General features: G+C 66.3%; 21 protein-coding genes, 1 tRNA gene and 1 riboswitch. Of the genes, 11 read left to right on the forward strand and 11 right to left on the reverse strand.

The features are described 5' to 3' along the window. The first annotated feature begins 98 nt into the window (after positions 1-98). The 3 genes from hisS to hisG are packed head-to-tail and all read left to right on the forward strand — an operon-like array spanning position 99 to position 3367. A complete protein-coding gene (hisS, locus tag CLN94_RS01875; RefSeq protein WP_096430483.1) occupies positions 99-1598 on the forward strand; it encodes a histidine--tRNA ligase in 1500 nt (499 codons plus the stop codon). 9 nt (positions 1599-1607) lie between these two features. Further along, complete coding sequence (locus CLN94_RS01880; protein WP_096430486.1) at positions 1608-2678, forward strand: ATP phosphoribosyltransferase regulatory subunit; 1071 nt, start codon at positions 1608-1610, stop codon at positions 2676-2678. Continuing rightward, complete coding sequence (gene hisG / locus CLN94_RS01885) at positions 2675-3367, forward strand: ATP phosphoribosyltransferase (RefSeq protein ID WP_096430489.1); 693 nt, start codon at positions 2675-2677, stop codon at positions 3365-3367. Before CLN94_RS01880 ends, hisG begins: the two co-directional genes overlap by 4 nt. Before the next feature lie 64 nt (positions 3368-3431). Here the strand turns inward: hisG and CLN94_RS01890 are convergent, their stop codons facing one another. From CLN94_RS01890 to CLN94_RS01925, 8 genes are all read right to left on the reverse strand, one after another. After that, positions 3432-4373, reverse strand: a complete 942-nt coding sequence (locus CLN94_RS01890) for a 2-hydroxyacid dehydrogenase (protein WP_096430492.1) — start codon at positions 4371-4373, stop codon at positions 3432-3434. Between the two features lie 3 nt (positions 4374-4376). After that, positions 4377-5516: a rod shape-determining protein RodA gene (gene rodA / locus CLN94_RS01895; protein WP_096430495.1), complete on the reverse strand. Its 1140-nt coding sequence runs from the start codon at positions 5514-5516 to the stop codon at positions 4377-4379. A gap of 9 nt (positions 5517-5525) precedes the next feature. Beyond that, the gene (gene mrdA, locus CLN94_RS01900; protein ID WP_096430498.1) at positions 5526-7469 is read right to left on the reverse strand and encodes a penicillin-binding protein 2; all 1944 of its coding nucleotides are present in this window, start codon (positions 7467-7469) and stop codon (positions 5526-5528) included. 9 nt (positions 7470-7478) lie between these two features. After that, a complete protein-coding gene (locus CLN94_RS01905) occupies positions 7479-8018 on the reverse strand; it encodes a rod shape-determining protein MreD (RefSeq protein WP_096430501.1) in 540 nt (179 codons plus the stop codon). Next, complete coding sequence (gene mreC, locus CLN94_RS01910) at positions 8011-8934, reverse strand: rod shape-determining protein MreC (protein WP_096430504.1); 924 nt, start codon at positions 8932-8934, stop codon at positions 8011-8013. Before mreC ends, CLN94_RS01905 begins: the two co-directional genes overlap by 8 nt. Positions 8935-9003: 69 nt before the next feature. Beyond that, positions 9004-10041, reverse strand: coding sequence for a rod shape-determining protein (locus CLN94_RS01915; RefSeq protein WP_096430506.1), 1038 nt, complete (start codon positions 10039-10041; stop codon positions 9004-9006). A gap of 299 nt (positions 10042-10340) precedes the next feature. Continuing rightward, positions 10341-11900 (reverse strand): 2-isopropylmalate synthase, encoded by a 1560-nt coding sequence (locus CLN94_RS01920; protein WP_096430732.1) that lies wholly within the window; start codon positions 11898-11900, stop codon positions 10341-10343. Between the two features lie 299 nt (positions 11901-12199). Next, entirely contained in the window at positions 12200-13567 is a 1368-nt protein-coding gene (locus CLN94_RS01925) for an MORN repeat-containing protein (RefSeq protein WP_096430509.1), read from the reverse strand. A gap of 217 nt (positions 13568-13784) precedes the next feature. Between CLN94_RS01925 and CLN94_RS01930 the strand changes: the two genes are divergently transcribed. Beyond that, positions 13785-15443 (forward strand): NAD+ synthase, encoded by a 1659-nt coding sequence (locus CLN94_RS01930; protein ID WP_096430512.1) that lies wholly within the window; start codon positions 13785-13787, stop codon positions 15441-15443. Here CLN94_RS01930 and CLN94_RS01935 read toward each other — a convergent pair whose 3' ends face one another. The 3 genes from CLN94_RS01935 to CLN94_RS01945 all read right to left on the reverse strand — a co-directional run bounded on the left by CLN94_RS01935 (position 15444) and on the right by CLN94_RS01945 (position 17912). Continuing rightward, positions 15444-16391, reverse strand: coding sequence for a 1-phosphofructokinase family hexose kinase (locus CLN94_RS01935; protein WP_096430515.1), 948 nt, complete (start codon positions 16389-16391; stop codon positions 15444-15446). It abuts the gene before it with no gap. Positions 16392-16491: 100 nt separating this feature from the next. Next, complete coding sequence (locus CLN94_RS01940) at positions 16492-17445, reverse strand: MBL fold metallo-hydrolase (RefSeq protein ID WP_425439431.1); 954 nt, start codon at positions 17443-17445, stop codon at positions 16492-16494. Between the two features lie 62 nt (positions 17446-17507). After that, entirely contained in the window at positions 17508-17912 is a 405-nt protein-coding gene (locus CLN94_RS01945) for a metallopeptidase family protein (RefSeq protein WP_096430517.1), read from the reverse strand. Between the two features lie 89 nt (positions 17913-18001). On the opposite strand from CLN94_RS01945, the gene gltX reads away from it, so the two are divergent. From gltX to fabI, 7 genes are all read left to right on the forward strand, one after another. Beyond that, a complete protein-coding gene (gltX, locus tag CLN94_RS01950) occupies positions 18002-19330 on the forward strand; it encodes a glutamate--tRNA ligase (protein WP_096430520.1) in 1329 nt (442 codons plus the stop codon). A 186-nt stretch (positions 19331-19516) separates the two neighbouring features. Beyond that, positions 19517-19604, forward strand: a riboswitch (glycine riboswitch). Between the two features lie 150 nt (positions 19605-19754). Then, positions 19755-20855: a glycine cleavage system aminomethyltransferase GcvT gene (gene gcvT / locus CLN94_RS01955; protein WP_096430523.1), complete on the forward strand. Its 1101-nt coding sequence runs from the start codon at positions 19755-19757 to the stop codon at positions 20853-20855. An 11-nt stretch (positions 20856-20866) separates the two neighbouring features. Next, on the forward strand, positions 20867-21226 hold the full coding sequence (gene gcvH, locus CLN94_RS01960) for a glycine cleavage system protein GcvH (RefSeq protein ID WP_096430526.1): 360 nt from the start codon (positions 20867-20869) through the stop codon (positions 21224-21226). Between the two features lie 10 nt (positions 21227-21236). Continuing rightward, complete coding sequence (gene gcvP / locus CLN94_RS01965; protein ID WP_425439432.1) at positions 21237-24068, forward strand: aminomethyl-transferring glycine dehydrogenase; 2832 nt, start codon at positions 21237-21239, stop codon at positions 24066-24068. Positions 24069-24207: 139 nt separating this feature from the next. Then, entirely contained in the window at positions 24208-24651 is a 444-nt protein-coding gene (gene trxC, locus CLN94_RS01970; protein WP_096430532.1) for a thioredoxin TrxC, read from the forward strand. Between the two features lie 97 nt (positions 24652-24748). Then, positions 24749-24824, forward strand: a tRNA-Ala gene (locus CLN94_RS01975). A 178-nt stretch (positions 24825-25002) separates the two neighbouring features. Further along, positions 25003-25767 carry an enoyl-ACP reductase FabI gene (fabI, locus tag CLN94_RS01980; protein ID WP_096430534.1) on the forward strand — a complete coding sequence of 255 codons (765 nt, stop codon included), beginning with the start codon at positions 25003-25005 and terminating at the stop codon, positions 25765-25767. Positions 25768-25838: the final 71 nt, after the last annotated feature.

Here is a 25838-nt window from a genome sequence, read left to right on the forward strand (position 1 = left end):
CGCGGATTTTTCCCCGGCGCGAGCCTTGGCGCGCCTTGCCCCGTGGGGCTGAACCCGCTATGCCCCGAGCCAAAGGAACAAGGCCCCCGAGGACCGCCATGGCGAAAGAGAAAAAGCAGCCGCGCCCGAAAGCCGAGCCCCCCAAGGGGTTCCGCGACTATTTCGGCGCCGAAGTGACCGAGCGGGCGGATATGCTCGCCCGCATCGCCGAGGTCTATCGCGCGCATGGCTTCGATCCGCTGGAAACCTCGGCCGTGGAAACCGTCGAGGCGCTGGGCAAGTTCCTGCCCGATGTCGATCGTCCGAACGAGGGTGTTTTCGCCTGGCAAGAGGACGATGACGGCAAGTGGCTGGCGCTGCGCTATGACATGACGGCGCCCTTGGCACGCGTGGCCGCGCAGTTCCGCAACGATCTGCCCGCGCCCTATCGGCGCTACACGATGGGTCCGGTCTGGCGCAACGAAAAGCCGGGGCCGGGGCGGTTCCGCCAGTTCTATCAATGCGATGCCGATACCGTGGGGGCGCCCTCGGTCGCGGCGGACGCCGAGATTTGCGGCATGCTGGCCGATGCGCTGGAGGCCGTGGGCATTGATCGCGGCGACTACATCGTGCGGGTGAACAATCGCAAGGTGCTGAACGGCGTGATGGAGGTCGCGGGCGTTCTTGACCCGTCCGACCCCACGAAATTCGAGGCCGAGCGTGGCACCGTCCTGCGCGCCATCGACAAGTTCGACAAGTTCGGTGAGGCGGGCGTGCGCGCGCTGATGGGCAAGGGCCGGATGGACGAGTCGGGCGATTTCACCAAGGGCGCGGGGCTCACGGACGAACAGGCCGACATCGTGATGGGCTTCATGGAGGCCAAGCGCGACACCGGCGCCGCCACCGCCGCGCGGCTGCGCGAGCTGGTCGGTGGCTCGGCGCTGGGCCTTGAGGGCGTGGACGAGCTGGAAACCATCGCCGCGCTGCTCGAAAGCCAGGGCTACGGCCCCGACCGGATCGTGATCGACCCGTCGGTCGTGCGCGGGCTTGGCTATTACACCGGCCCGGTGTTCGAGGCCGAGCTGACCTTTGAAATCCTCGACGAAAAGGGCCGGGCGCGGCAGTTCGGCTCGGTCGCGGGGGGCGGGCGTTACGATGACCTGGTGAAGCGTTTCACCGGGCAGGCGGTGCCCGCGACGGGTGTCTCGATCGGGGTTGACCGGCTCTTGGCCGCGCTGCGCGCCAAGGGGCGGCTGGAAGGCCGCATGGCGGGCCCGGTGGTGGTGACCGTGATGGACCGCGAGCGGATGGGCGATTACATGGCGATGGCCTCCGAGCTGCGCGCCGCCGGCATCCGCGCCGAGGTCTATCTGGGCAACCCGAAGAACTTCGGCAACCAGCTCAAATATGCCGACAAGCGCGAAAGCCCGGTGGCGATCATCCAGGGCGCCGACGAGGCGGAACGCGGCGTCTTGCAGATCAAGGACCTGATCCTTGGTGCCAAGATCGCGGCCTCGGCTTCTGTTGAAGAATGGAAATCCCAACCCGCGCAATTCGAGGTGTCGCGCGGCGATCTGGTTGCAAAAGTGCAAGAACTGCTCGCACGTTACGCGGGCTGAGGGGGCAAGATGGCCAGCAAATCCGCAGCCCGGGCGCGTGGCGCGCAACTGCTCGAAGCCTTCCGCGCGGCCGGCGCCGCCGAGATCCAGCCCGACATCCTGCAGCCTGCAGGTACGCTTCTGGATCTTTACGGCGAGGACATCCGCGCGCGCGCCTATGTCACTGCCGACCCGATCCGCGGCGAGCAGATGCTGCGCCCCGATTTCACCGTGCCCGTCGTGCAGGAGCACATGGCCAACGGCGCCGAGCCCGCGCGCTATTGCTATCTCGGCGAGGTGTTCCGCAAGCAGGATCATCGCGGCGCGCAGCGGGTCTCGGAATACAACCAAGTGGGCTATGAGGTGTTTGACCGCACCTCGCCCGAGGCGGCTGACGCCGAGGTTTTCGCGCTGATCGCGGCGCAGTTGGCACATCTGCCGCTGACCGCGACGATCGGCGATATCGGCATCCTGTCGGCGGTGATCGAGGGGCTCGACACGTTGCCCGCGCGCAAATCGGCGCTGGCGCGCCACATCTGGCGCCCGCAGCGCTTCCACAAGCTCCTGCTGCGCTATTCCGGCCAGGTGCCGGTGCCTGCGGCGCGCGCGGCGCTCTTGGCGGGCGCGCGGGCCGAGGCGCCCTGGATCGGCCTGCGTGACAGTGCCGAGATGGAGGCCCGGATCGCGCGGCTTAAGGCCGATGCCGCAGCCCCCGCGCTGCCCGCTGAAACTGTCGCGGCGCTTGAGGCGCTCCTGGATCTGCGCTGCCCGGCGGCAGAGGCGCCCGAACGCCTGCGCGCGATCGCGCTGGCGGGGCTTGCCCCTGCGATCGCCCGGCTTGAGGCGCGGCTTGCGGCACTGGTCGCGCGCGGCATCGACACGGGCGCGCTGATTTTCGACGCGAGCCATGGCCGCACGACGATGGAATATTACGACGGCTTCGTCTTTACCTTCACCGCCGCCGACCCCGACCTGCCGCCCGTCGCCTCGGGCGGGCGTTATGACGCGCTGACCCGCGTGCTGGGGCAGGGGCGCGAAATTCCGGCGGTGGGCGGCGTGATCCGTCCGGGCCTTCTGGCCGATCTGGAGGGCGTGGCATGAGCACGATCAAGCTGGGCGTGCCCTCGAAGGGGCGGCTGATGGAAAAGACCTTCGACTGGTTCGCGGCGCGCGGCGTGACGCTGAAGCGCACCGGCTCGGAGCGCGAATATGCCGGGGCTGTCGAGGGCGCCGAGGCGGTCGAACTGGTGCTTTTGTCGGCGGGCGAGATTCCGCGCGAGCTGGCGGCGGGGCGCATTCATCTGGGCGTGACCGGCTCGGACCTCGTGCGCGACAAGCTGGCCGATTGGGAGGGGCTGGTCACCGATCTGGCGCCTCTGGGCTTTGGCCATGCCGACCTGATCATCGCCGTGCCGACCTGCTGGGCGGATGTCGATACGCTTGAAGACCTCGACGCGGCGGCGCATGCGTTTCGCGCGGCGCATGGGTTCCGGCTGCGGATCGCGACCAAGTACCACCGGCTCGTGCGCGAGTTCCTGACCCGCGAGGGCGTGGCCGATTACCAGTTGGTCGACAGCCAGGGCGCGACCGAGGGCACGGTGAAGAACCTCACCGCCGAGGCGATCGCGGATATCACCTCCTCGGGGGAAACGCTGCGCGCGAACCACCTCAAGATCCTGTCGGACGGGTTGATCCACCAGTCGCAGGCGACGCTGTTTGCCTCGAAAGCCGCCGATTGGGCGGGGCTGGAAGGCCCGCGCGCGGCGCTGATGGCGCAGCTCGGGCTGTAACGTCGCCAAGCCGGGGGTTTTGCACCCCCGGACCCCCGCAGAGTATTTTCGGCTCGATGAAGGGTCAGTAGCCCTTGGCGCGATCGACGCGGAACAGGAGCGGCTCGCCCGCCTCTGAGCGACGGATGTTTTCGGCGATGACGCGGGCGGCCGAAGCCGGGCGCGTTTCGGCGGCGACATGGGGGGTGACGATGACGCGGGGATGCGCCCAATAGGGATGCTCGGGCGGCAGCGGTTCGGTCTTGAAGACGTCGAGCGTGGCGGCGGCGACCCGCCCGCTGTCCAGCGCGGCCAGAAGCGCGTCATCGTCGATGGAATTTCCGCGCCCGGGGTTGAGGATCACCGCGCCGCGGGGCAGTTGTGCGAGGCGTTCGGCGTTCAGCAGGTTCGTGGTTTCGGGCGTGTTGGGCAGGAGGGTCACGAGGATCTCGGCCTCTGCGAGCGCGTCTGACAGCCCGGTTTCGCCCGCAAGGCAGGTAACGCCCGGCAGCGATTTCTGGCTGCGGCTCCAGCCCGTGACGCGAAAGCCAAGGCTGGCCAGCGCCGAGGCGCAGGCGCCGCCCAGTTCGCCCAGGCCCAGCACCGTCACGCCGCGTTCGCGTGCGAGCGGCGGCACATGCCCGTCTTGCCGCCAGACCCCGTCCTGATGGTCGCGAAAAAAGTCGATGCCGAGGTGATAGCGCAGCGCGTGGCCGACGACCCATTCGACCATCCCGCGCGAGAGGCCTTCGTCGACCATTCGGCAGAGCGGCTGCGTCAGGCTCTGGTTGCCGACGATACGCTCGACCCCGGCCCAGAGGCTCAGCACCGCGCGGGCGCGGGTGAAGGGGGCGAAATCCTGCACCGGGCCGCGCGGCGAGTAGACGATGTAATCGACCTGATCGGGGTCGATTTCACCGGGCAGGGAAAGTTTGGCCTCGATCCCCGCTTCGGTCAGCGCGGCGTGCAGGGGCGCTTCATAGCGCGGCCAGTTCTCGATCCGGTCGGCAAAAAGGATGTTGGGCATCGGCTACCTCGGGCGGTGGACATGGGCGCTTTGCACCAGCCCGAAGGCGGCAAGCAGGATCATCATCGCTGTCCCGCCGTAAGACACAAGGGGCAGCGGCACGCCCACCACCGGCATCAGCCCCATCACCATGGCCATGTTGATCGCGAAGAACAAAAAGAACGACCCCGCCACCCCGATCGTCAGCAGCGAGGAGTAGCGGTCCCGGTTGATCACCGCCGAATAGAGGCAGATCGCAATCACCCCTGCGTAAAGCAACAAGAGCGAGAACGCCCCGACAAAGCCGAACTCCTCGGCCAGCGTGGTAAAGATGAAGTCGGTGTGTTTCTCGGGCAGGAAGTTCAGCCGCGACTGCGTGCCCTGCATGAATCCACGCCCCGACCAGCCGCCAGACCCCAGCGCGATCTGCGCCTGCATGATGTTGTAGCCTGCGCCCAGCGGGTCCGAGCTGGGATCGAGGAAAGTGTCGATGCGCTTGTACTGATAGTCGTGCAACAGCTGCCAGTCGGTGCCGCGGCTCTCCATCACGCCGAAGACCAGTGCCACCACCAGCGCGATCACCCCGCCGAAATACCAAAGGCTGACCCCCGCGGCGAGCATCACGATGCCGCCCCCCATCACCAGCATCACCGCGGTGCCAAGGTCGGGCTGGGTCAGCACCAGGAAGGTGGGGAGCAAGATGATCGCCACGGGCAGGGCAACCCATTGCGGCTTTGAGACTTTTTCAAGGTCGAGCCAGTCGTAATAGGCGGCGAGGATCATCACCAGCGCGATCTTCATTAGCTCCGAGGGCTGGATGCGCAGCGGGCCGATCTCCAGCCAGCGTTGCGCGCCCATGCCGATCGCGCCGAACAACTCCACCGCGATCAGCAGCAGCAGCGCGAAGAGATAGGCCAGCAGCGACATGTTGCGCCAGAACCAGATCGGCACGAAGGCGACGATCAGCATCGCGACCATGCCGACGCCGAAGCGCTTCATCTGCGGCGCGGCCCATGTGTCCAGCGTGCCGCCCGCGACCGAGTAAAGCATCAGGAAGCCGGTCGCGGAAATCGCGGTCAGCAGCAGGATCAGCGGCCAGCTCAGGTAAAAGACCTTGGAAAACCCGGTGGGTACGGTCTTGAGGCGACTTTCCAGATAGCTCATCGCCCCCCCTCAGACCCGCGTCCGCGTGTTGCCCGGCGTCGCGGGTGCGATCAGTTCGAGCCCTTCGAGCAGCGTGCGCATCCGCGCCTGTTGCGCCTTCGGGTAGGCCGAGAGAGGCGGCAGGCCACCGGCCAGCGCGAACAGCATGATATCGCGCGCGATCGGTGCCGCCGCGGTCGAGCCACCGCCGCCATGCTCGACCACCACCGCAACCGCATAGCGCGGCGCATCGAAGGGGGCGTAGCAAACGAACAGCGCGTGGTCGCGCCGGTTCCAGGGCAGGTCGTCGTTGGAGACCACGCCGCGGGCGCGCTCGGCGGCGGTGATGTTGCGCACCTGGCTGGTGCCGGTCTTGCCGGCCATGCGCCATTCCTTGGCGGCGATCATCGAGCCGCGCGCCGTGCCCGAGCTGCCATTCACCACCTGGAACATGCCGCGGCGCACCTGTTCGAGCCCCGCCGCCGAGAGGCCCAGATCGGGCGCCTCGGTCTGCGGCAACTCGGTGCCATCGACGGCGCGGACCAGCCGCGGTGAAATCTCGCGGCCGCTGGCGATGCGCGAGGTCATCACCGCCAGTTGCAGCGGCGTCGCCAGCACATAGCCTTGCCCGATCGAGGCGTTGATCGAATCCCCGATCTGCCAGGGCTGGTCGAAGCGCTGCTGTTTCCAGTCCTTGGTCGGGGCCACGCCCTCGCGCACTGCCGACATCGGCAGTTCATGGCGCACCCCGATGCCGAGGCGCTTGGCCATCTCCGACATCTTCTCGATGCCGACCTTCATCGCCAGCTCGTAATAGAACACGTCGCAGCTCTGCTCGAGGCTCTTCGCAAGGTTCACCGTGCCATGCCCGCCGCGTTTCCAGCAGTGGAACCGCCGCCCCGAGACGGTGAAATGGCCGGGGCAATATTCGGTGTCGCCGGGGCCGATGATCCCGGCCTCGAGCCCCGCCAGCGCCACCACCATCTTGTAGGTCGAGCCGGGCGGATACTGCCCTTGCACGGTCTTGTCGGCCAGCGGGCGGTGATCGTCTTCGGTCAGAGCGCGGTAATCGGCGTTCGAGATGCCGCGCACAAAGAGGTTCGGGTCGAAGGAGGGCGCCGAGGCGATCGCCATCACATCGCCATTGGTCACATCCATCACCACGGCGGCAGCGGATTCATCGCCCAGCCGCGCCAGCGCGAAATTCTGCAGCGCATGATCCAGCGTCAGTTGCAGGTTCGCGCCCGGATCGCCTTCTTGCCGTCCCAGCTCGCGCATCTCACGCCCGCCCGAGTTCACCTCGACCCGGCGCTGCCCGGCCTGTCCGCGCAGGTTCTCTTCGTATTTCGCCTCGATGCCCAGCTTGCCGAGCTGGAATTTCGGGATCCGCAGCAGCGGGTCCGGGTCTTCGATGCGACTGAGGTCATAGTCCGAGACCGGCCCGACATAGCCGATGACATGGGCGAAATCGGGCCCTTGCGGATAGGAGCGCGACAGGCCGACCTCGGGGGTGACGCCGGGCAGGGCGGGGGCGTTGACCGCGAGCCGCGAGAATTCCTCCCAGCTGAGCTGGTCGGCTACCGTGACCGGCACCGTCGGCGCCCGCTTGCGCAGCTCGGCCAGAATGTCGAGCGCCTCGCTGTCGGAGATCGGGATTAGTTCCTGCAGGGCGGCGATAGTGCGTTCGAGGTCGTCGGTGGACTCGCGGGTGATCGTGACGCGGTAATTCTGTTCGTTGCCCGCGATCAGCACGCCGTTGCGGTCATAGATCAGCCCGCGCGCGGGCGGGATCAGCCGGATCTTGACCGAGTTACCCTCGGCCAGGGTGCGATATTGGTCGGCCTGCTCCAGCTGCATCTTGCGCATCCGCAGCCCGAGGACGCCCACGATCGCCCCCATCGCGCCGCCCAGAAGGGCCGCGCGGCGCGAAATTTCGCGGGTGCTTTCGGCGGTATCACGAGGAGATTTTCGCATGATCCCCCCTCAGAGCCGGTTGCCAAAGGCGTCGACCTCGCCCAAAGCCGCGCGGCGCAGGCCGAAGGCGAGCTTGGAAAAGGCCACGACCAGCGGATAGGCCGCGATCGTCATCAGGAGCCGCAGCAATTCGAGGCCGAGCGGCAGAGGCTCGACGAAGGTGACCAGCAGCACCAGCCGCTGCGCCACCAGCATCGCCAGCCAGACCGCGCCGATCAGCGCCGTCTCGAACAGGAAGGGCAGGTCGCGCAGGCTTTCCTCGCGCCGGCGCAGCCATTCGGTCGCCAGCAGAACCAAAAGCGGCCAGAGCCCGATCGGGCGGAAGAACACCATGTCCTCGACCACGTAGACCAGCACGATCAGCAGCGCGGGAACATAATCGTCGCGGCGCATCACCCAGGCGAAGGTCAGCGCCAGCATCAGGTCGGGGCCCGGAAAACTGCTCGCGCCGCCATTGACCGGCAGGAGCCGCAGGAACAGCACGATCGCCGCGATCCCCAGGTAGAGCAGCCGATGCAGGGCCCGGCTTCGGGTCAGCGGATCAACCATCGCCGCCTCCGGCCGTGGCCTCCTCAGCGGGGGCTTCGGGCTCGGGCGGCTGCACCGGCTCTTCGGGCAGAATCAGGTCGCCCGCGGATTCAACGCGCTCTTTCGGATGCGAGCGCAGGACGCGCACGAAATCGAGCTGCTCGTAATCGGCCTTGAGCCGCACCCTGAGCCGCCCGTCGCGCGTCTCCATCACCTCGCCCACCGGCAGCCCGCCGGGGAACACCCCGCCATCGCCCGAGCTCACGACCCGGTCGCCGGGGCGCACCAGCTCGGGGCTGACGAGAAAGTCGATCGGCGGAAAGCGCGAGTTGTCGCCCGAGACGATTGCGCGCTGCCCCGCCGGCATGATCGTGACCGGAATCCGCGAGGAACTGTCGGTCAGAAGCAGAAGGCGGCTCGTGGTTTCGCCCACGCCCGCGATGCGCCCGACAAGGCCAAGCCCGTCCACCGCCGCCCAGCCATCGACGATGCCGTCGCGCGAACCGATATTCAGCAGCACCGACTGGTGGAACGGGCTGCCCGAATCCGCCAGCACCACGCCCGAGACCGAGGTCAGCTTGGGGTCGAGTCGCAGGTTGTTCAGAGCGCGCAGCTTGGCGTTTTGCTGCTCCAGCTGCACCGCGGCTTCTTCCCAGCTCTCGACGCGGCGCAATTCGCGGCGCAGCTCCTGGTTCTGCTCATAGATCCGGTTGTAGGACTGGAACCCCTCGATCATGTCGAGCGTCTTGGTCACCGGCACCATCGCCCAGTCGAAGGTCGGCACGAAGCGGTCGATGAACAGCGCGCGCATCCGCTCGGCGCGGGGGCTGTCGATCCGCCAGAACAGGAAGGCGCCGGTCAGCAGAAGAACCAGCACCGCAATCAGGATGCGGCGCAGCGGACCGATGAAATCCTCTTCCTCACGGTTCGTCGCCAAAGGCGCCTCCGGTCAAACAGGGTCCGTCAGGGCAAACGCGCCGGGCCGAAACCCGCCCGCGCGCATGTCTCAGCTGTCGTAATCGATGACGTGGCGCAGCTGCTTTTCATATTCAAGCGCCTTGCCGGTGCCGAGCGCCACACAATTCAGCGACTGGTCGGCGATCGAGATCGACAGGCCGGTCTGCTCGCGCAGCGCGAGGTCCAGCTCGCCCAGAAGCGCGCCACCGCCGGTCAGCATCACGCCGCGATCGACGATGTCGGCGGCCAGGTCGGGCGGCGTGGTTTCCAGCGCCTGCATCACCGCGTCGCAGATCTGCTGCACCGGTTCGGCCAGCGCCTCGGCGATCTGCGCCTGATTGATCTCGACCTCTTTCGGTACGCCGTTCAGCAGGTCGCGCCCGCGCACCATCAGGCTCACGCCGCGGCCGTCGTCGGGCATGCGCGCGGTGCCGATCGTGGTCTTGATGCGCTCAGCCGTGGCCTCGCCCACCAGCAGGTTCATGTTGCGGCGCAGGTAGGAGACGATCGCCTCGTCCATGCGGTCGCCGCCGACGCGCACCGAGCGCGCATAAACGATGTCGCCGAGGCTGAGCACCGCCACCTCGGTGGTGCCGCCGCCGATATCGACGACCATCGAGCCGGTGGGGTCGGTGATCGGCATGCCCGCGCCGATGGCGGCCGCGATCGGTTCCGCGATCAGCCCGGCTCGGCGGGCGCCCGCCGAGAGGACCGACTGGCGGATCGCGCGTTTCTCGACCGGGGTCGCGCCATGCGGCACGCAGACGATGACCTTCGGCTTCGAGAAGGTGTTGCGCTTGTGAACCTTGCGGATGAAATGCTTGATCATTTCCTCAGCGCTGTCGAAATCGGCGATGACGCCGTCGCGCATCGGGCGGATCGCCTCGATCGAGCCGGGGGTGCGGCCGAGCATCAGCTTGGCGTCCTCGCCCACGGCGAGCACCTGCTTCTTGCCGTCTTTCACGTGATAGGCCACGACCGAGGGCTCGTTGAGGATGATCCCCTTGCCCTTCACATAGACCAGCGTATTCGCCGTGCCGAGGTCGATCGCCATATCGGAGGAGAAGATCCCGCCCAGTCCAATCATGTTCTATCCGTCCCGAAAATCCCGAAAACCCGACTCGGAGGCCGGGCGAAGCTCTGGCTCGTATAGTAAAATGGCGCAGATCGGGGAAGGGGATTCCCCAAGCCCAGCAGGTCTAGGGGCGGAACTTTGCCGCAGGCTTGGAAGGCGCTAGCAGTTCTCCAACATTTTGAATCAGAATAGCGGTAGTTTTCGGGTATCGTCTGTCAGAAATCCAATATCTCACGTTTCTGTCAAAAATCACGACGGGCAATGAAAAGGGCGGCCCGTGGGCCGCCCTTCGGGTCGCTGTCAGCAGCGGATCAGAGCTTGTAGCTGACCGTTTTCACATCCGCGTCGGGCGCAGTTTTCTGGCTGCGCACGCGCAGGCGGTTCAGCGCGCCGACATAGGCCTTGGCCGAAGCAAGGATGGTGTCGGTATCGGCAGCCGAGCCCGAGGCGATGCGTCCCTCTTCCTCGAGGCGCACGATCACGGTGGCCTGCGCATCGGTGCCGGCGGTCACCGCCTGCACCTGATAGAGCTTGAGCCGCGCCTTGCTCGGGTAGATCGACTTCACACAGCGGAACACCGCATCGACCGGGCCATCGCCCGAGCATTTCGCGGTCTTCTCTTCGCCATCGACCAGCATCTTCAGCTCGGCTTCCTGACCGTCGCTGCCGCAGACCACGCGCAGCCATTTCACCTGCAGGTAGTCATGGTCGGTATTGGCGACCTGGTCGGTCATCAGCGCGATCAGGTCTTCGTCGAAGATTTCCTTCTTGCGGTCGGCCAGCGCCTTGAAGCGCACGAAGACGTCGTTCAGCTGGTTATCGGCCAGATCGAAGCCCAGCTCTTTCAGCTTGGAACGCAGCGCCGCGCGGCCCGAGTGTTTGCCCATCGCGATGTTGGTCTCGGTGATGCCGATATCGGCGGGCTTCATGATCTCGAAGGTTTCGACATTCTTCAGCACGCCATCCTGGTGGATGCCCGACTCGTGCAAGAAGGCGTTCTTGCCGACGATCGCCTTGTTGTATTGCACCGGGAAGCCCGAAACCTGGCTGACGCGGCGCGAGAGATGCATGATCTTCGTAGTGTCGATGCCGGTCTGGTAGGGCATCAGGTCCTTGCGGACCTTGATCGCCATCACCACCTCTTCCAGCGCGGTGTTGCCCGCGCGCTCGCCCAGCCCGTTGATCGTGCATTCGATCTGGCGCGCGCCCGCCGACACCGCCGCCAGCGCGTTCGCGGTGGCCATGCCGAGGTCGTTGTGGCAGTGGGTCGCAAAGATCACCTCGTCGGCGCCCGGAACTTTCTCCAGCAGCATCGCGATGATGTCGGCGGATTCCTGCGGCAGAGTGTAGCCCACGGTGTCGGGGATGTTGATCGTGGTGGCGCCCGCCTTGATCGCGGTCTCCACGACGCGGCAGAGGTAATCGCGCTCGGTGCGGATCGCGTCCATCGCCGACCATTGCACGTCCTCGCAGAGATTGCGCGCGTGGGTCACCGTGTCATGGATGCGCGCGACCATCTGATCCTGATCGAGATCAGTGATGCCGCGGTGCAGGGGCGAGGTGCCGATGAAGGTGTGGATACGCGGGCGCGCGGCATGTTTCACCGCCTCGAAGCAGCGGTCGATATCCTTGTAATTCGCGCGCGACAGCCCGCAGATCACCGAGTTTTTCGAGCGCCGCGCGATCTCGGAGACCGCCTCGAAATCGCCTTCCGAGGCGATCGGAAAGCCGGCCTCGATGATGTCCACGCCCATCTCGTCGAGCAGCATGGCAATCTCCAGCTTCTCGTCATGGGTCATGGTGGCGCCGGGCGATTGTTCGCCGTCGCGCAGGGTGGTGTCAAAAATCAGGACGCGGGATTTGTCGGTCATGTTCTGGGCCATGGATATACTGTCTCTTTGCTGTGGCTCTTAGCGTGTCGGGGGGCCGAAGGCCAGCGTTTCGCCTGGGGCTTCGGGGTTGGGCGCTGGCTACCTCCGAGCGGTCGCGCCCGCAGGCACGCTCAGAGGCGGCTAAGAAGAAGCAGGGCGCAGAGGGCCGGGCCGCGCAGGGGCGCCGCCGAGGTCGAGACATATGCAAAGCTCTGTGCCATGGCGGGGACTATACGCAGGCGAACGCCGATGAAAAGCAAAAAATGGCCGGTTCGGTCCGATTTATTGCCGCTGCGGCATCACTGGGTTTCGGCGGGGGCGGGGGCGTCGGGCGGCACTTCCGAGCCCTCGACCAGCACGTCGTCGCGCCACGTGCCCGCGATCACCCGGCCCGAGGTGTAATGCATCACGCCCGCGCCCTGGCGCTTGCCCTGCACGAAGGCGCCTTCATAGCGGTCGCCGTTCGTGGCGGTCATCGTGCCGAAACCGTCAATGACGCCATCGTGCCAGCTGCCTTCATAGGTCTCGCCATTGGCGCGGATCAGCTTGCCCTGACCGGCGCGCCGGCCCGCCTCGAACTCGCCCTCATAGGTGTCGCCCTCGGCATAGGTCGCGCGGCCTTTGCCATGGCGCTGGCCATCGGCCCAGTCGCCGTCATAGACATAGCCATCGGGCGCGACCATGCGGCCCTTGCCATGGGGGCGCGATGCAAGAAACGCGCCTTCGTAGATCGTGCCGTTCGGATAGGCGATCGCGCCAAAACCTTGGGGTTGGCCGTTGACGAATTGGCCCTCATAGACGGTGCCATCGGGATAGGCGGCTCGACCTTTGCCCTCGATCCGGCCATCGGTCCAGTTGCCTTCGTAGATATAGCCGTCATGGCCCAGAAGCTTGCCGTGGCCATTGCGGCGATCTTCGACGAAGGCGCCCTCGTAGACATCACCGTTCATATAGCTGGCGCGGCCCTGCCCGTGGCGGCGGCCATTGCGCATCTCGCCTTCGTAGGTTTCGCCATCGGGTTCTTCGAGGCGTCCGATGCCGTTCATCTGCCCCCCGGCCCAGGCGCCTTCGTAGATCAACCCGTCGGGCATCACGAGCTTGCCCTGGCCCGCGCGTTGATCGGCGCGAAACTCGCCCTCGTAGATCGCGCCATCGGCATAGGTGATCTTGCCGGGGCCGTTCTTGGCCCCCGCCTGCCACGCGCCGTCATAGCGATAGCCGGCGCCTTCGAGCGTCCCGGTGCCATCGGGCAGGCCCTTGGAGAAGCTGCCGCTGTAGATCGCGCCGTCGGTATAGCGCAGAATGCCTGTGCCGGCGATCTCACCCGCGCGCCACTCGCCTTCGTAGATGCTGCCATCGGCGAAGGTGATCTGCCCGGTGCCATGTGGCTTGTTGGCGTGGAACTGGCCGATATAGGTCGAGCCGTTCGGATAGCGCGCCCGGCCCGCGCCCTCGATCTTGCCCTCGACCCAGGTGCCTTCGTATTCATAGCCTGACGGCAGCGAATAGCGGCCTTGCCCGTGCTGCTTGCCATCGCGGAACTGGCCCTCGTAGACGCCGCCATTCTCGTATTGCTTGGTCATCACCTCTTGCGCCGGAGCGATGCCCGCCGTCATGGCCACCAGCGTGAAGCCCAGAACAAAATCGCGAATCTGAAAAGATTTCATGGGCCTGACCAAGCCTCCCGGAACCGCCCGCCGTCGGGCCTTGCGCCGGAGGGTAAGCCGCGCCGCGCCCAAGAACAAGCGCCGGGGCCTGCCGCGAAACCGCGCAGGCAGGGGCACTGGGAAGGCGCGCGCGATTTTCCACCCCCCGGGCGCTTCCCTGCGCCGCCCCGAGGCGCTACATCAGGGACAGACCCGAAGCCTTGCAGGATTTTCGCCCATGGCCGACAGCTTTCGCCTGACGCTCGCGCAGCTCAACCCGACGGTGGGGGCGTTCGATGCCAATGCCGAGAAGGCGCTGGCCGCCTGGCAGGTGGGGCGCGACGCGGGCGCGCAGATGGTGGCGCTGCCCGAGATGTTCCTGACCGGTTATCAGACGCAGGATCTGGTGCTGAAACCCGCCTTCGTGCAGGACGCGATGGCGCAAATGGAGGCGCTGGCCGCGCGGATCGTCGATGGCCCGGCGCTGGGCATCGGTGGCCCCTATTGGGACGAGACCGGCCATTACAACGCCTATTGGGTGCTGCGAGAGGGCAAGGTCGTGGCGCGGCTGCTCAAGCATCACCTGCCCCATGACGATGTGTTCGACGAGATGCGTCTGTTCGATTCGGGACCGATTTCGGGGCCCTACCGGATCGGGCCCCTACGCATCGGCACGCCCGTCTGCGAGGACGCCTGGCACCCCGATGTGGCCGAGACCCTCGCCGAGACCGGCGCCGAAATCCTCTTGATCCCGAACGGTTCGCCCTATCGCCGCCGCAAGCTCGACCTGCGCCAGAATGTGATTGTCAGCCGCGTGGTCGAGACCGGGCTGCCCACCGTCTATCTTAATGCCGTGGGCGGGCAGGATGACCAGTTGTTCGACGGCGCAAGCTTCGTGCTGAACGCGCATGGGGCGCTGGCGGTGCAATTCGCGCCCTTCGAGGAAATCATCGACCATGTCGATTTTACCCGCACGCCCGAGGGCTGGGTCGCCGCCGAGGGCCGCAAGGACGCGCAACCCGGCGATTACGAGCAGGATTACCGCGCAATGGTCATGGGCCTGCATGATTATCTGGCGAAATCCGGGTTTTCCAAGGTGCTGCTGGGGCTTTCGGGTGGGATCGACTCGGCGCTGGTCGCGACGATCGCGGCCGATGCGCTGGGCGCGGAAAATGTGCGCTGTGTGATGCTGCCCTCGGAATATACCTCGCAAGGCTCGCTGGACGACGCCGCCGATCTGGCCGGGCGGCTGGGCTGCCCGCTCGATACGGTTTCGATCGAGGGCGCGCGCGATGCCGTCGAAGGGGCGCTCGCGCATCTGATGGTGGGCACCAAGCCTGACGTGACCGAGGAAAACGTCCAGTCGCGCCTGCGCGGGCTGATGCTGATGGCGATTTCGAACAAGTTCGGCGGCATGCTTTTGACCACGGGCAACAAGTCCGAGGTCGCGGTGGGTTATTGCACGATCTATGGCGACATGGCGGGCGGCTACAACCCGATCAAGGATCTCTATAAAACCCGCGTCTTCGAGACCTGCCGCTGGCGCAACGCCAATCACCGCCCCTGGATGAAGGCGCCGGCGGGCGAGGTGATCCCGGTCACGATCATCGATAAGCCGCCCTCGGCCGAGCTGCGCCCCGACCAGAAGGATCAGGACAGCCTGCCGCCCTACGAGGTGCTCGACGCGATCCTCGAACGGCTGGTCGAAGAGGATCAGTCCGTGGCTGAGATCGTCGCGGCGGGCTATGACCGCGCCACGGTCAAGCGGGTCGAGCACCTGCTGTATATTTCCGAATGGAAACGCTTCCAGTCGGCGCCCGGGCCGCGGCTTACGACGCGCGCCTTCTGGCTTGATCGGCGCTATCCGATGGTCAACCGCTGGCGCGACGGCAGCTGATCAGATCTCGCTGACCGGGCAAAGCGGCAGGAGCTTGCGCACATCCGGCGCGCGGCAAAGGTCGGTCGCGGGGGTCATCACCGCCGCTGCCGCCGCCGCCGTGCCGAATTGCAGCGCCTCGGGCTGGCTGAGCCCGCGCGCGAGGCCCAGCGTATAGGCGCCCAGAAAGCTGTCGCCTGCGCCGACCTTGGAGACGACCTGAACCTCGGGGATTTCCGCGATCCAGCGGGCCTTGGCGGTGGCGATCAGGTTGCTGTCCGCGCCGCGCGCCACGATCACCGCATGCGCCACGCCATGACGCACCAGCGTCTGCGCGAAATCGGCGCTGTCGCAGCGCGTGGGCAGGGGGTGGCCGGCCAGCTCCTCGGCCTCGACCTCGTCCATGCGCAGCACGTCGGCGGGTTTCAGCGGTGCGCTCGCCAGCCGCTTCAGCGCCTTGCCCGAAGTGTCCAGCACCAGCTGCGCCTTGGTGCGTGCGATCCGCGCGGCGAGCGTCGCGGTGAAATCGTCGGGTACGCCCGGCGGATGGCTGCCCGAGACCACGACGATGCCGTTTTCCGGCGCCGCCCGCGCGATCCGGTCGAGCGCGCGGCGCAACTGGCGCGCGCCCCAATGCGGCCCGGGCATGACAAAGCGGTATTGCTCGCCCGAATGGCGGTCGGTCACGGTGATGGACTGGCGCGTCTCGCCCGGAGCCGGGAAAGGCACGAGCCCGATGCCCGCCTCGGCCAGAAGCCGCATCACCTTGTCGCCGGTGGTGTCGCCCACCGCGACGAAGGCCGTCGACTGCCCGCCCAGTTCGAGGATCGTGCGGCTGATGTTGATGCCGCCCCCGCCCGGATTGGTCAGCGGCCGCGAGCAGCGCAGCTTGCGCTCGGGGCGGACCTCGTCAGCGTCGACGGCAAGGTCGACGGTGGGATTGAGTGTGATCGTCAGGATCGGTGTCATCGCGGCCCCGCGCGGCTGGGTTCACGCTATTCTGGGCGAAAAGCGGCGCCGCGCCAAGGGGTTGTCCGCCCCGACCGGGGTGCCCGGCCGGGTGCGGCGATTACAGGTCGAGCTGGTAGGACACCGGCACGAAGCGGTAGCTGTCGGCGTAGCGCTCGACATAGCCGAGCCCCGGGAAGGGCATGTGATAGCCGATGAAGGGGATGCGGTCGGTTGCAAGTCGGTCGAGGAAGCGCGCGCGGCTCGCCGCGGCCATCGCCTTGTCCATGTCGAATTTCACCTCCCAGTCGGGGCGCTGCAGCGACCAGACGAAATGGTTGGTGGTATCGGCCCCGAGCATCAGCGTCTGGCCCTCGCTTTCCAGCGCATAGGTCATGTGGCCCGGCGTGTGGCCCGCGGTCAGCATCCCCTGAATGCCGCCCACCACCTCGTCGCCGTCCCCGATGAAACGCATCTTGTCGGCGAGCGGACGCACCTTGGTGTCGAACCCCTCGTTGCCCGCCGCGGCCCAGTGGTCGTATTCCTGCTGGCCGGTCACATAGACCGCGTTCGGGAAGGTCGGCGTGCCATCGGCCATCAGCCCGCCGATATGATCGCCATGCATATGGGTCAGCACCACCAGCGTCACCTCCTCGGGGCTGCGCCCGGCGGCGGCAAGTGCCGCGCGAATCCCATCGGACGAGAGCCCGGTGTCGAACAGGATCACCTCGGCGCCGGTATCCACGAGCGCGGGGGCGAAGCTCATCATCATCTTGTCGGTGGGGATGAAATTCGCCTCGGCCAGCGCGCCGAACTCTTCGGGGGTGGCGTTGAGGCCAAAGATCGTCTGCGGCCCCTCCATCGGCCGGGTGCCGGACAGAAGCGTCGTCACGGTGAAATTGCCAAGCCCGAACCGGCGATAGGGCGCGACGGCGGGGGCGGGCATGGTTTCGGCGCGCGCGGGTGTCGGGCGCGCCACAAGGGCGGGTGCGGCCAGCGCGGCCCCGGCGGTGAACAGCGCTGCGCGGCGGCTCAGGCCCCGGGTCTTTACGTCATTGGAAAAGGTCTTCGTCATCTCTCTGTCTCCCTGTCGAGGATGCTCCGATCCCGAAAGGGTAGCGCAGAAAGGCGATCCGTCTACTCCCACCAGCGGTCGATCACGGCGATATCATCGTCCGACCAGCCGAAATGATGCGCCAGCTCGTGGATGTAGACATGCGCGACCAGCGCGCCCAGTGCGACATCGCCACGGTCGATCCATTCATCGAGGATCGGCCGGCGGAACAGCCAGATCACATCCGGCCCGCCCGGGTCCATCACCGATTTCTCGGTCAGGGGGATGCCTTCGTAAAGCCCGGTCAGCTCGAACGGGTTCTCGATACCCAGTTCTTTAAGCATCTCTTGCGCCGCGAAATCCTCGACGCGCAGCACGACCTCGGCGGCGCGGGCGGCAAAGGCCGCGGGCAGGGTGGCGCGCGCAGCCTCGGCCATGGCTTCGATCTCGTCCAGCCCCGGCGCCTCGGCCTTGTTCCAATCGCGCATCGCGCCCTCCGATCCTGTTGCACCCCGTGCCCGATATGGACAAAACTTCGCGCATATGAAAGAGCAGGCGCTGACAGGAGACCACCCAGATGACCACCGTTACCCGCTTCGCGCCTTCGCCCACCGGCTTTATCCATGTCGGCAACCTGCGCACCGCGCTGTTCAACTACCTGATCGCCCGCAAGACCGGCGGCACCTTCATTCTGCGCCTCGACGATACCGACCAGGAACGCTCGAAGCAGGAATATGTGGATGCGATCAAGGAAGACCTTGAATGGCTCGGTTTGACCTGGGACCGCGAAGAGCGTCAGTCGCTGCGGCTCGATCGCTACGAGGCGGCGGCGGAAAGCCTGAAGCTTTCGGGCAAGCTCTATGAATGTTTCGAGAGCCCGACCGAGCTGGATCTCAAGCGCAAGAAGCTGCTGAACATGCACCGCCCGCCGGTCTATGACCGCGCTGCGCTGAACCTCAGCGATCTCGACAAGGAGCGGCTGCGCGAAGAGGGTCGCGATGGCTATTGGCGGTTCTTGCTGAACCAGACCCGGATCGAATGGACCGACGGCATCCTTGGCGATCTGTCGATTGATGCGGCGAGCGTCTCGGACCCGGTGCTGATCCGCGCCGACGGGCAGGTGCTTTATACCTTCGCGTCGTCGGTCGACGACATCCAGATGGGCGTGACCCATATCGTGCGCGGTGGCGACCACGTCACCAACACCGCGACGCAGATCCAGATCATCGAGGCGCTGGGCGGCACGCCGCCCGCTTTCGCGCACCATTCGCTTCTGACCGGGGCGCATGGCGAAGAGCTGTCGAAGCGCCTTGGCACGCTCTCGATCCGCGACCTGCGCGCGAATGGCGTGGCGCCCGAGGCGCTGCTGAGCCTGATGGCGCGGCTGGGGTCGAGCCAGCCGGTCGAGCTGCGGATGAGCCTTGATGAAATCGCCGAAGGGTTCGAACTGTCGCAATTCGGCGCGGCGCCCACGAAATTCGACCCCGAAGACCTGATCCCGCTGACCCGTGCGCGCAACCAGCAACTGCCCTATGCGGTGGTGGCCGATCAGATCGCGGACCTCGGTATCCCGGCCGAAATGGGTGAGAAGTTCTGGGCCGTCGCCTCGCAGAATATCGACAAGCTCTCGGACCTTGGCCAATGGGCCGATCTGGTGCTGAACGGCGCCGAACCGCTGGTGGCCGAGGAAGACGCCGAGTTCATCGCGGAGGCGCTGACGCTGCTGCCGCCGCCGCCCTATTTGGACAGCTCCTGGAAGGACTGGACGCAGGCGGTGAAAGAGAAGACCGGGCGCAAGGGCAAGGGGCTGTTCATGCCGCTGCGCAAGGCGCTGACGGGGCTCGATCATGGCCCTGACATGAGCGAGCTGATGCCGCTTTTGCAGAAGGTCGGCGCGAAGGGCTGAGCCGCGCGGCTTGGGCCGCGTTGCATGAGTATTTGAAGCTCGATGAAAGGCCGGGGATTTCCCCGGCCTTTTTCTTTTGCCCGAATGCCGGGCAGGATGCGACGCGAGCGATGTCGTTTTCGGCTGCGAAGCGTCGATTTCGGTTTTTGGGCTTGTCAGGCGCGCGCAGGGCGCGCTATCCGGAGCAAGACGGACAAGGGAGAATCTGGCCCATGTCAGTGCCGAAGGAGCAACCGCCCCGGTAAACTCTCAGGCAAAAGGACCGGTCCGTCGAGAACTCTGGAGAGAGGCGCTGAGGCGCCCGCCGAAGGGATAACGATCTCAGGCGCTTGGGAGAACCCGGGCAAGGACAGAGGGGGCATCGAGCGGGCGCACGCGCCCATGGGATTCGATGCCGGAGATCCGGCCAGAACGGGAGACGGCGATGAGCGGTCTGAAGCGGACGGATCTGTATGATCTGCATCTGGAGCTGGGCGCCAAGATGGTGCCCTTCGCGGGTTATGAGATGCCCGTGCAATACCCGATGGGCGTGCTCAAAGAGCATCTGCACACGCGCGCCGAAGCCGGGCTGTTCGACGTGGGCCACATGGGGCAGGTGCTGGTGCCGGCCTCGGCTGCGGCGGCGCTTGAGGCGCTGGTGCCGGTCAGCGTGGCGGGGCTCGCGCCCGGGCGCCAGCGTTATGCGTTCTTCACCAATGAGGCGGGCGGGATCCGCGACGACCTGATGATCGCGCATCTGGGCGAAGAGCTTCTGCTGGTGGTCAATGCCGCCTGCAAGGAGGCCGATTTCACGCTGATCTCGGCGGCGATCCCCGAGGCGCGGATGATCGCCGATCGCGGGCTTCTGGCGCTGCAGGGGCCGGGCGCCGAGGCGGCGCTGGCGCGGCTTTTGCCGGGCGTGGCCAAGATGGGCTTCATGCAGATCGACGCCTTCCAATGGGATGGTACGGAGCTGTGGATCTCGCGCTCGGGCTATACCGGCGAGGATGGCTATGAAATCTCGGTGCCGGGCAACCGCGCGGCGGACTTCGCCCGCGAATTGCTGGCCGAGCCGGGCGTGGCGCCGATCGGCCTTGGCGCGCGCGACAGCCTGCGCCTGGAAGCCGGGCTGTGCCTTTACGGCCATGACATCGACACCACCACTTCGCCCATCGAGGCGGGGCTGAGCTGGGCGATCCAGAAGATCCGCCGCAGGGGCGGCGCGCGCGAAGGCGGCTTCCCCGGTGCCGAACGTATCCTGGCCGAACTGGAAACAGGCCCCGCACGTCTGCGCCGTGGCCTTGCCCCCGAAGGGCGCGCGCCGATGCGCGAAGGCGTTGAAATCTTTGCCACCCCCGAGGGTGGTGCGCCGATCGGCACCGTGACGTCGGGCGGCTTCGGCCCCTCGATCGGGGCGCCGATGGCCATGGCCTATCTGCCCGCCGACCTGCCCGAGGGCGCCACCGTTTACGGCGAGGTCCGCGGCAAGCGCCTGCCCGCGAAGGTCGTGCCTATGCCCTTCCATCCCCATTCCTACAAACGCTGAGGAGCTACCCGATGAAATTCACCGAAGAACATGAATGGCTGCGCGTCGAGGGCGATCTGGTTGTCGTCGGCATCACCGAACACGCCAGCGAGCAGCTGGGCGACGTGGTGTTCGTCGAGCTGCCCGAGGTCGAAACGCAAGTGGCCAAGGGCGACGATTGCGCTGTGATCGAAAGCGTCAAGGCGGCGTCGGACATTCTGGCTCCGGTCGATGGCGAGATCGTCGAGGTGAACGAGGCGATCGTCGAGAACCCCGCGCTGGTCAACGAAGATCCGCTCGGCGCGGCCTGGTTCTTCAAGATGAAGCTCGACGACATGAGCCAGCTCGACGAGTTCATGGACGAAGACGCCTATAACGACTTCATCGGGTAAGGGCCGGATCATGTTCACCCCCACGAATTACGACACCTACGATTTCGCCAACCGCCGTCACATCGGGCCGAGCCCCGCCGAGATGGCCGAGATGTTGAAAGCCGTGGGGGTGCAGAGCCTCGACCAGCTGGTCGATGAAACCGTGCCGCGCGCGATCCGCCAGGACGCGCCGCTCAGCTGGGCGCCGATGACCGAGCACGCGATGCTGGCCAAGCTGCGCGAGGTCGCGGCGAAGAACCGGGTGATGACCTCGTTGATCGGGCAGGGCTATTACGGCACGGTCACGCCGCCCGCGATCCAGCGCAACATTCTGGAAAACCCCGCGTGGTATACCGCCTACACGCCCTATCAGCCCGAGATCGCGCAGGGCCGCCTTGAGGCGCTTTTGAACTACCAGACGATGGTCGCGGATCTAACCGGGCTGCCGGTCGCGAACGCGAGCCTCTTGGACGAGGCGACCGCGGCGGCCGAGGCGATGACGATGGCCGAGCGCTCGGCCAAGTCGAAGGCGCGGGCGTTTTTCGTCGATGACAACCTGCACCCGCAGACCATCGCGGTGATTGAGACCCGCGCGGCGCCCTTGGGCATTTCGATTGTCCGCGGCCAGCCCGAGGATCTGAAGCCCGAAGAGGTGTTCGGCGCGATCTTCCAATACCCGGGCAGCTTCGGCCATATCCGCGACTTCACCGACATGATTGCCGCGCTGCATGACGCCAAGGCGCTGGCGGTGATGGCGACCGACCTCTTGGCGCTGTGTCTGTTGAAAGAGCCGGGCGCGATGGGCGCCGATATCGCTGTGGGTTCGGCGCAGCGCTTCGGCGTGCCGATGGGCTATGGCGGCCCGCACGCGGCCTTCATGTCGTGCCGCGACGAGCTGAAACGCGCGATGCCCGGTCGGATTGTGGGGGTCTCGATCGACAGTCACGGCGACCCGGCCTACCGGCTGTCGCTGCAGACGCGCGAACAGCATATCCGCCGCGAGAAGGCCACCTCGAACGTCTGCACGGCGCAGGCGCTCTTGGCGGTGATGGCGAGCTTCTACGCCGTCTTTCACGGGCCCAAGGGGCTGCGCGCTATCGCCGAGCGTGTGCATTTCAACGCGGTGCGGCTGCGCGATGCGCTGGTGGCCGCCGGCGCCAAGGTTTCGCCGCAACAGTTCTTCGACACGATCACTGTTGAGGTCGGCGTGGGCCAGCTGGGCATTCTGGCCGCGGCCGAGCTGCGCGGCATCAACCTGCGCAAGATCGGGCGCGACCGCGTCGGTATCTCGCTCGACGAGCTGACCGATGACGACGTGCTGGCGCGGCTGCTCGACGCCTTCGGCATCACGGAACCGCCGGCGGTGTCCTGCGGCCTTGCGATCCCCGACGTGCTCCTGCGCGAGAGCGACTACCTGACCCATCCGGTGTTCCACATGAACCGCGCCGAATCCGAGATGATGCGCTACATGCGCCGCCTGTCGGACCGCGACCTTGCGCTGGATCGCGCGATGATCCCGCTCGGGTCCTGCACGATGAAGCTGAACGCGGCGGCTGAGATGATGCCGCTGACCTGGCCGGAGTTTGGCGCGCTGCACCCGTTCGCGCCCTATAACCAGGCTGCGGGCTATCACGAGGCGATCTCGGACCTGACCGAGAAGCTTTGCGAAATCACCGGCTATGACGCGTTCTCGATGCAGCCCAACTCGGGCGCGCAGGGCGAATATGCGGGGCTTCTGACGATTGCCGCCTATCACCGCGCGCGCGGCGAGGGGCATCGCGATGTCTGCCTGATCCCGGTTTCCGCCCATGGCACCAACCCGGCATCCGCACAGATGGCGGGGATGAAGGTGGTGGTGGTGAAATCGGCGCCCAATGGCGACGTGGACCTTGAGGATTTCACTGCCAAGGCCGAGGCCGCGGGCGACAAGCTTGCCGCCTGCATGATTACCTATCCCTCGACCCATGGCGTGTTCGAGGAAACCGTGCGCGCGATCTGCGACATCACCCATCGCCATGGCGGGCAGGTCTATCTTGACGGGGCGAACATGAACGCGCTGGTGGGGCTGGTGAAGCCGGGCGAGATCGGCTCGGACGTGTCGCACCTGAACCTGCACAAGACCTTTGCCATCCCGCATGGAGGCGGCGGCCCGGGCATGGGGCCGATCGGGGTGAAGGCGCATCTGGCGCCCTTCCTGCCGGGCCATCCGGTCAGTGGCGGCGCCGAAGGGCCGGTCTCGGCCGCGCCCTATGGCTCGGCTTCGATCCTGCTGATTTCCTGGGCCTATTGCCTGATGATGGGCGGCGCGGGGCTGACGCAGGCGACCAAGGTCGCGATCCTGAACGCGAACTATATCGCGGCGCGCCTCAAGGTGGGCTACCCGATCCTGTTCATGGGTAACCGTGGGCGCGTGGCGCATGAATGCATCGTTGACACCCGCCCCTTCGCCGAGATGGGCGTGACCGTCGACGACATCGCCAAACGCCTGATCGACAACGGTTTCCACGCGCCGACGATGAGCTGGCCGGTGGCCGGGACGCTGATGGTCGAGCCCACCGAATCGGAGACCAAGGCCGAGATCGACCGCTTCATCACCGCGATGCTGGCGATCCGCGAGGAAATCACCGCCGTCGAGCGCGGCGAGATCACCGCCGAGGAAAGCCCGCTGCGCCGCGCGCCGCACACGGTCGAGGACCTCGTGGCTGACTGGGACCGCCCCTACACGCGCGAGCAGGGTTGCTTCCCGCCGGGCTCGTTCCGCGAGGACAAATACTGGCCGCCGGTCGGGCGCGTCGACAACGTCTATGGCGACCGCAACCTGATCTGCATCTGCCCGCCGGTGGAAAGCTACGCGGCCGAATGAGGGGAGGGGGCGCTGCCCCCTCTTTGCCGTTCCGGCAAATTCACCCCCGGAGTATTTGCGGCTCGATGAAAGGGGCGCCTTGCAATGCGAGGCGTGCGTTCCGATATCTTCGGCAAGATGAATGTGATGGAGGGGCAAGATGACCCAATCCTATCGAGTGACCTGCCTTGACTGCGGGCAGGCAAATCGGGTTCCGGCCGACAAGATCGGCTCCGGGCCGAAATGCGGCACGTGCGGCGCGAGCCTCGTGAACGGCAAGGTCGCCGAAATCGACGCGGGCATTCTGGCCAAGGCGGAAAAAGACGACCTACCTTTGCTGGTCGATTTCTGGGCGCCTTGGTGTGGGCCTTGCCGGCAGATGGCACCGCAGTTTCAGGCGGCTGCCAAGACGCTGGCGCCGAATGTGCGGCTGGCCAAGGTGAATACGCAGGTCAATCCGCAGGCGACGCAGCGCTACCGCATTCAGGGCATTCCGGCCTTTATCCTGTTCGGGAAGGGCCGCGAAATGGGGCGGGCCGCGGGCGCGCGACCGGCCTCGGCGCTGGTCGAATTCGTGAAGTCGAAGCTGCCCTCGGCGGCCTGAAACCGGCGCGCGCGGCGGGGCGGAATTTTTGTCGCAAAGCCCCCATCGGGCGCTTGACAATCCGCCCGCCTTGCGCGAAACACCCGCCACTGGAAACGGGGTCGTAGCTCAGTTGGGAGAGCGCGTCGTTCGCAATGACGAGGTCAGGGGTTCGATCCCCCTCGACTCCACCAGTCCCCCCCCTCAAGTAAAACCTGATGCGGCCAAGCGCTGCCGTTTTCCTGCCCGCCGCGCGCAAAGTTTCAGCTTTGTGCCGGGGTTGTGAAAGTTTTTGCCGCGCCGCAGCAATTTTGACATCTTTTCGAAACCCGACCGTGCCAGAACGGGGGCGTAACATGCACGGAGGTCGCCATGTTTTCCCTCGCGGGACAGAAGATACTCGTCGTTGGCATCGCCAATGAACATTCCATCGCCTATGGCTGCGCGCGCGCCTTTCGCGCGCAGGGCGCCGATCTGGCGGTGACCTGGCTCAATGACAAGGCCGAGCCGCATGTTCGCCCGCTGGCGGAAGACCTGGGCGCCGAGATCATGATGCCGCTCGATGTCAGCCAGCCGGGGCAGTTGGAGAAGGTGTTCGACAAGATCGTTGCGACCTGGGGGCGGGTTGATACGATCCTGCATTCGATCGCCTTTGCTCCGCGCGATGATCTGCATGGGCGGGTGATCGACAGCTCGGCCGAGGGCTTTGCCAAGGCGATGGATGTCTCGGTGCATTCCTTCCTGCGGATGATCCGGCTGGCGGAGCCTCTGATGCCCGCGGGCGGCACCTGTCTGTCGGTCTCATTCCATGGCTCGACCCGCGTGGTACGCCATTACAACGTGATGGGGCCGGTCAAGGCGGCGCTGGAAAGCTCGGTGCGCTATGCGGCGGCGGAACTGGGCGAGAAGGGGATTCGTGTCCATGCGCTGTCGCCCGGGCCTCTGGCGACGCGGGCCGCTTCGGGGATCGACCATTTCGACGAGTTGATGGCCGAGGCCGCGAGCCGCGCGCCCACCCATCATCTCGCGACGATCGAGGATGTGGGCGCGATGGCGGCTTTCCTTGCCTCGCCCGAGGCGCGCAACCTGACCGGCGGCGTGCACGATATCGACGGCGGCTATTCGATCACCGCCTGAACCCGGCCATGGCCGCTGCAAGGGCCCGCCTTGGCGGGCCTTTGTCATGCGTGGGGCTTTTCCCCAGATAG

The sequence above is a fragment of the Pseudothioclava arenosa genome, assembly GCF_002358085.1.
Lineage (GTDB): Bacteria > Pseudomonadota > Alphaproteobacteria > Rhodobacterales > Rhodobacteraceae > Pseudothioclava > Pseudothioclava arenosa.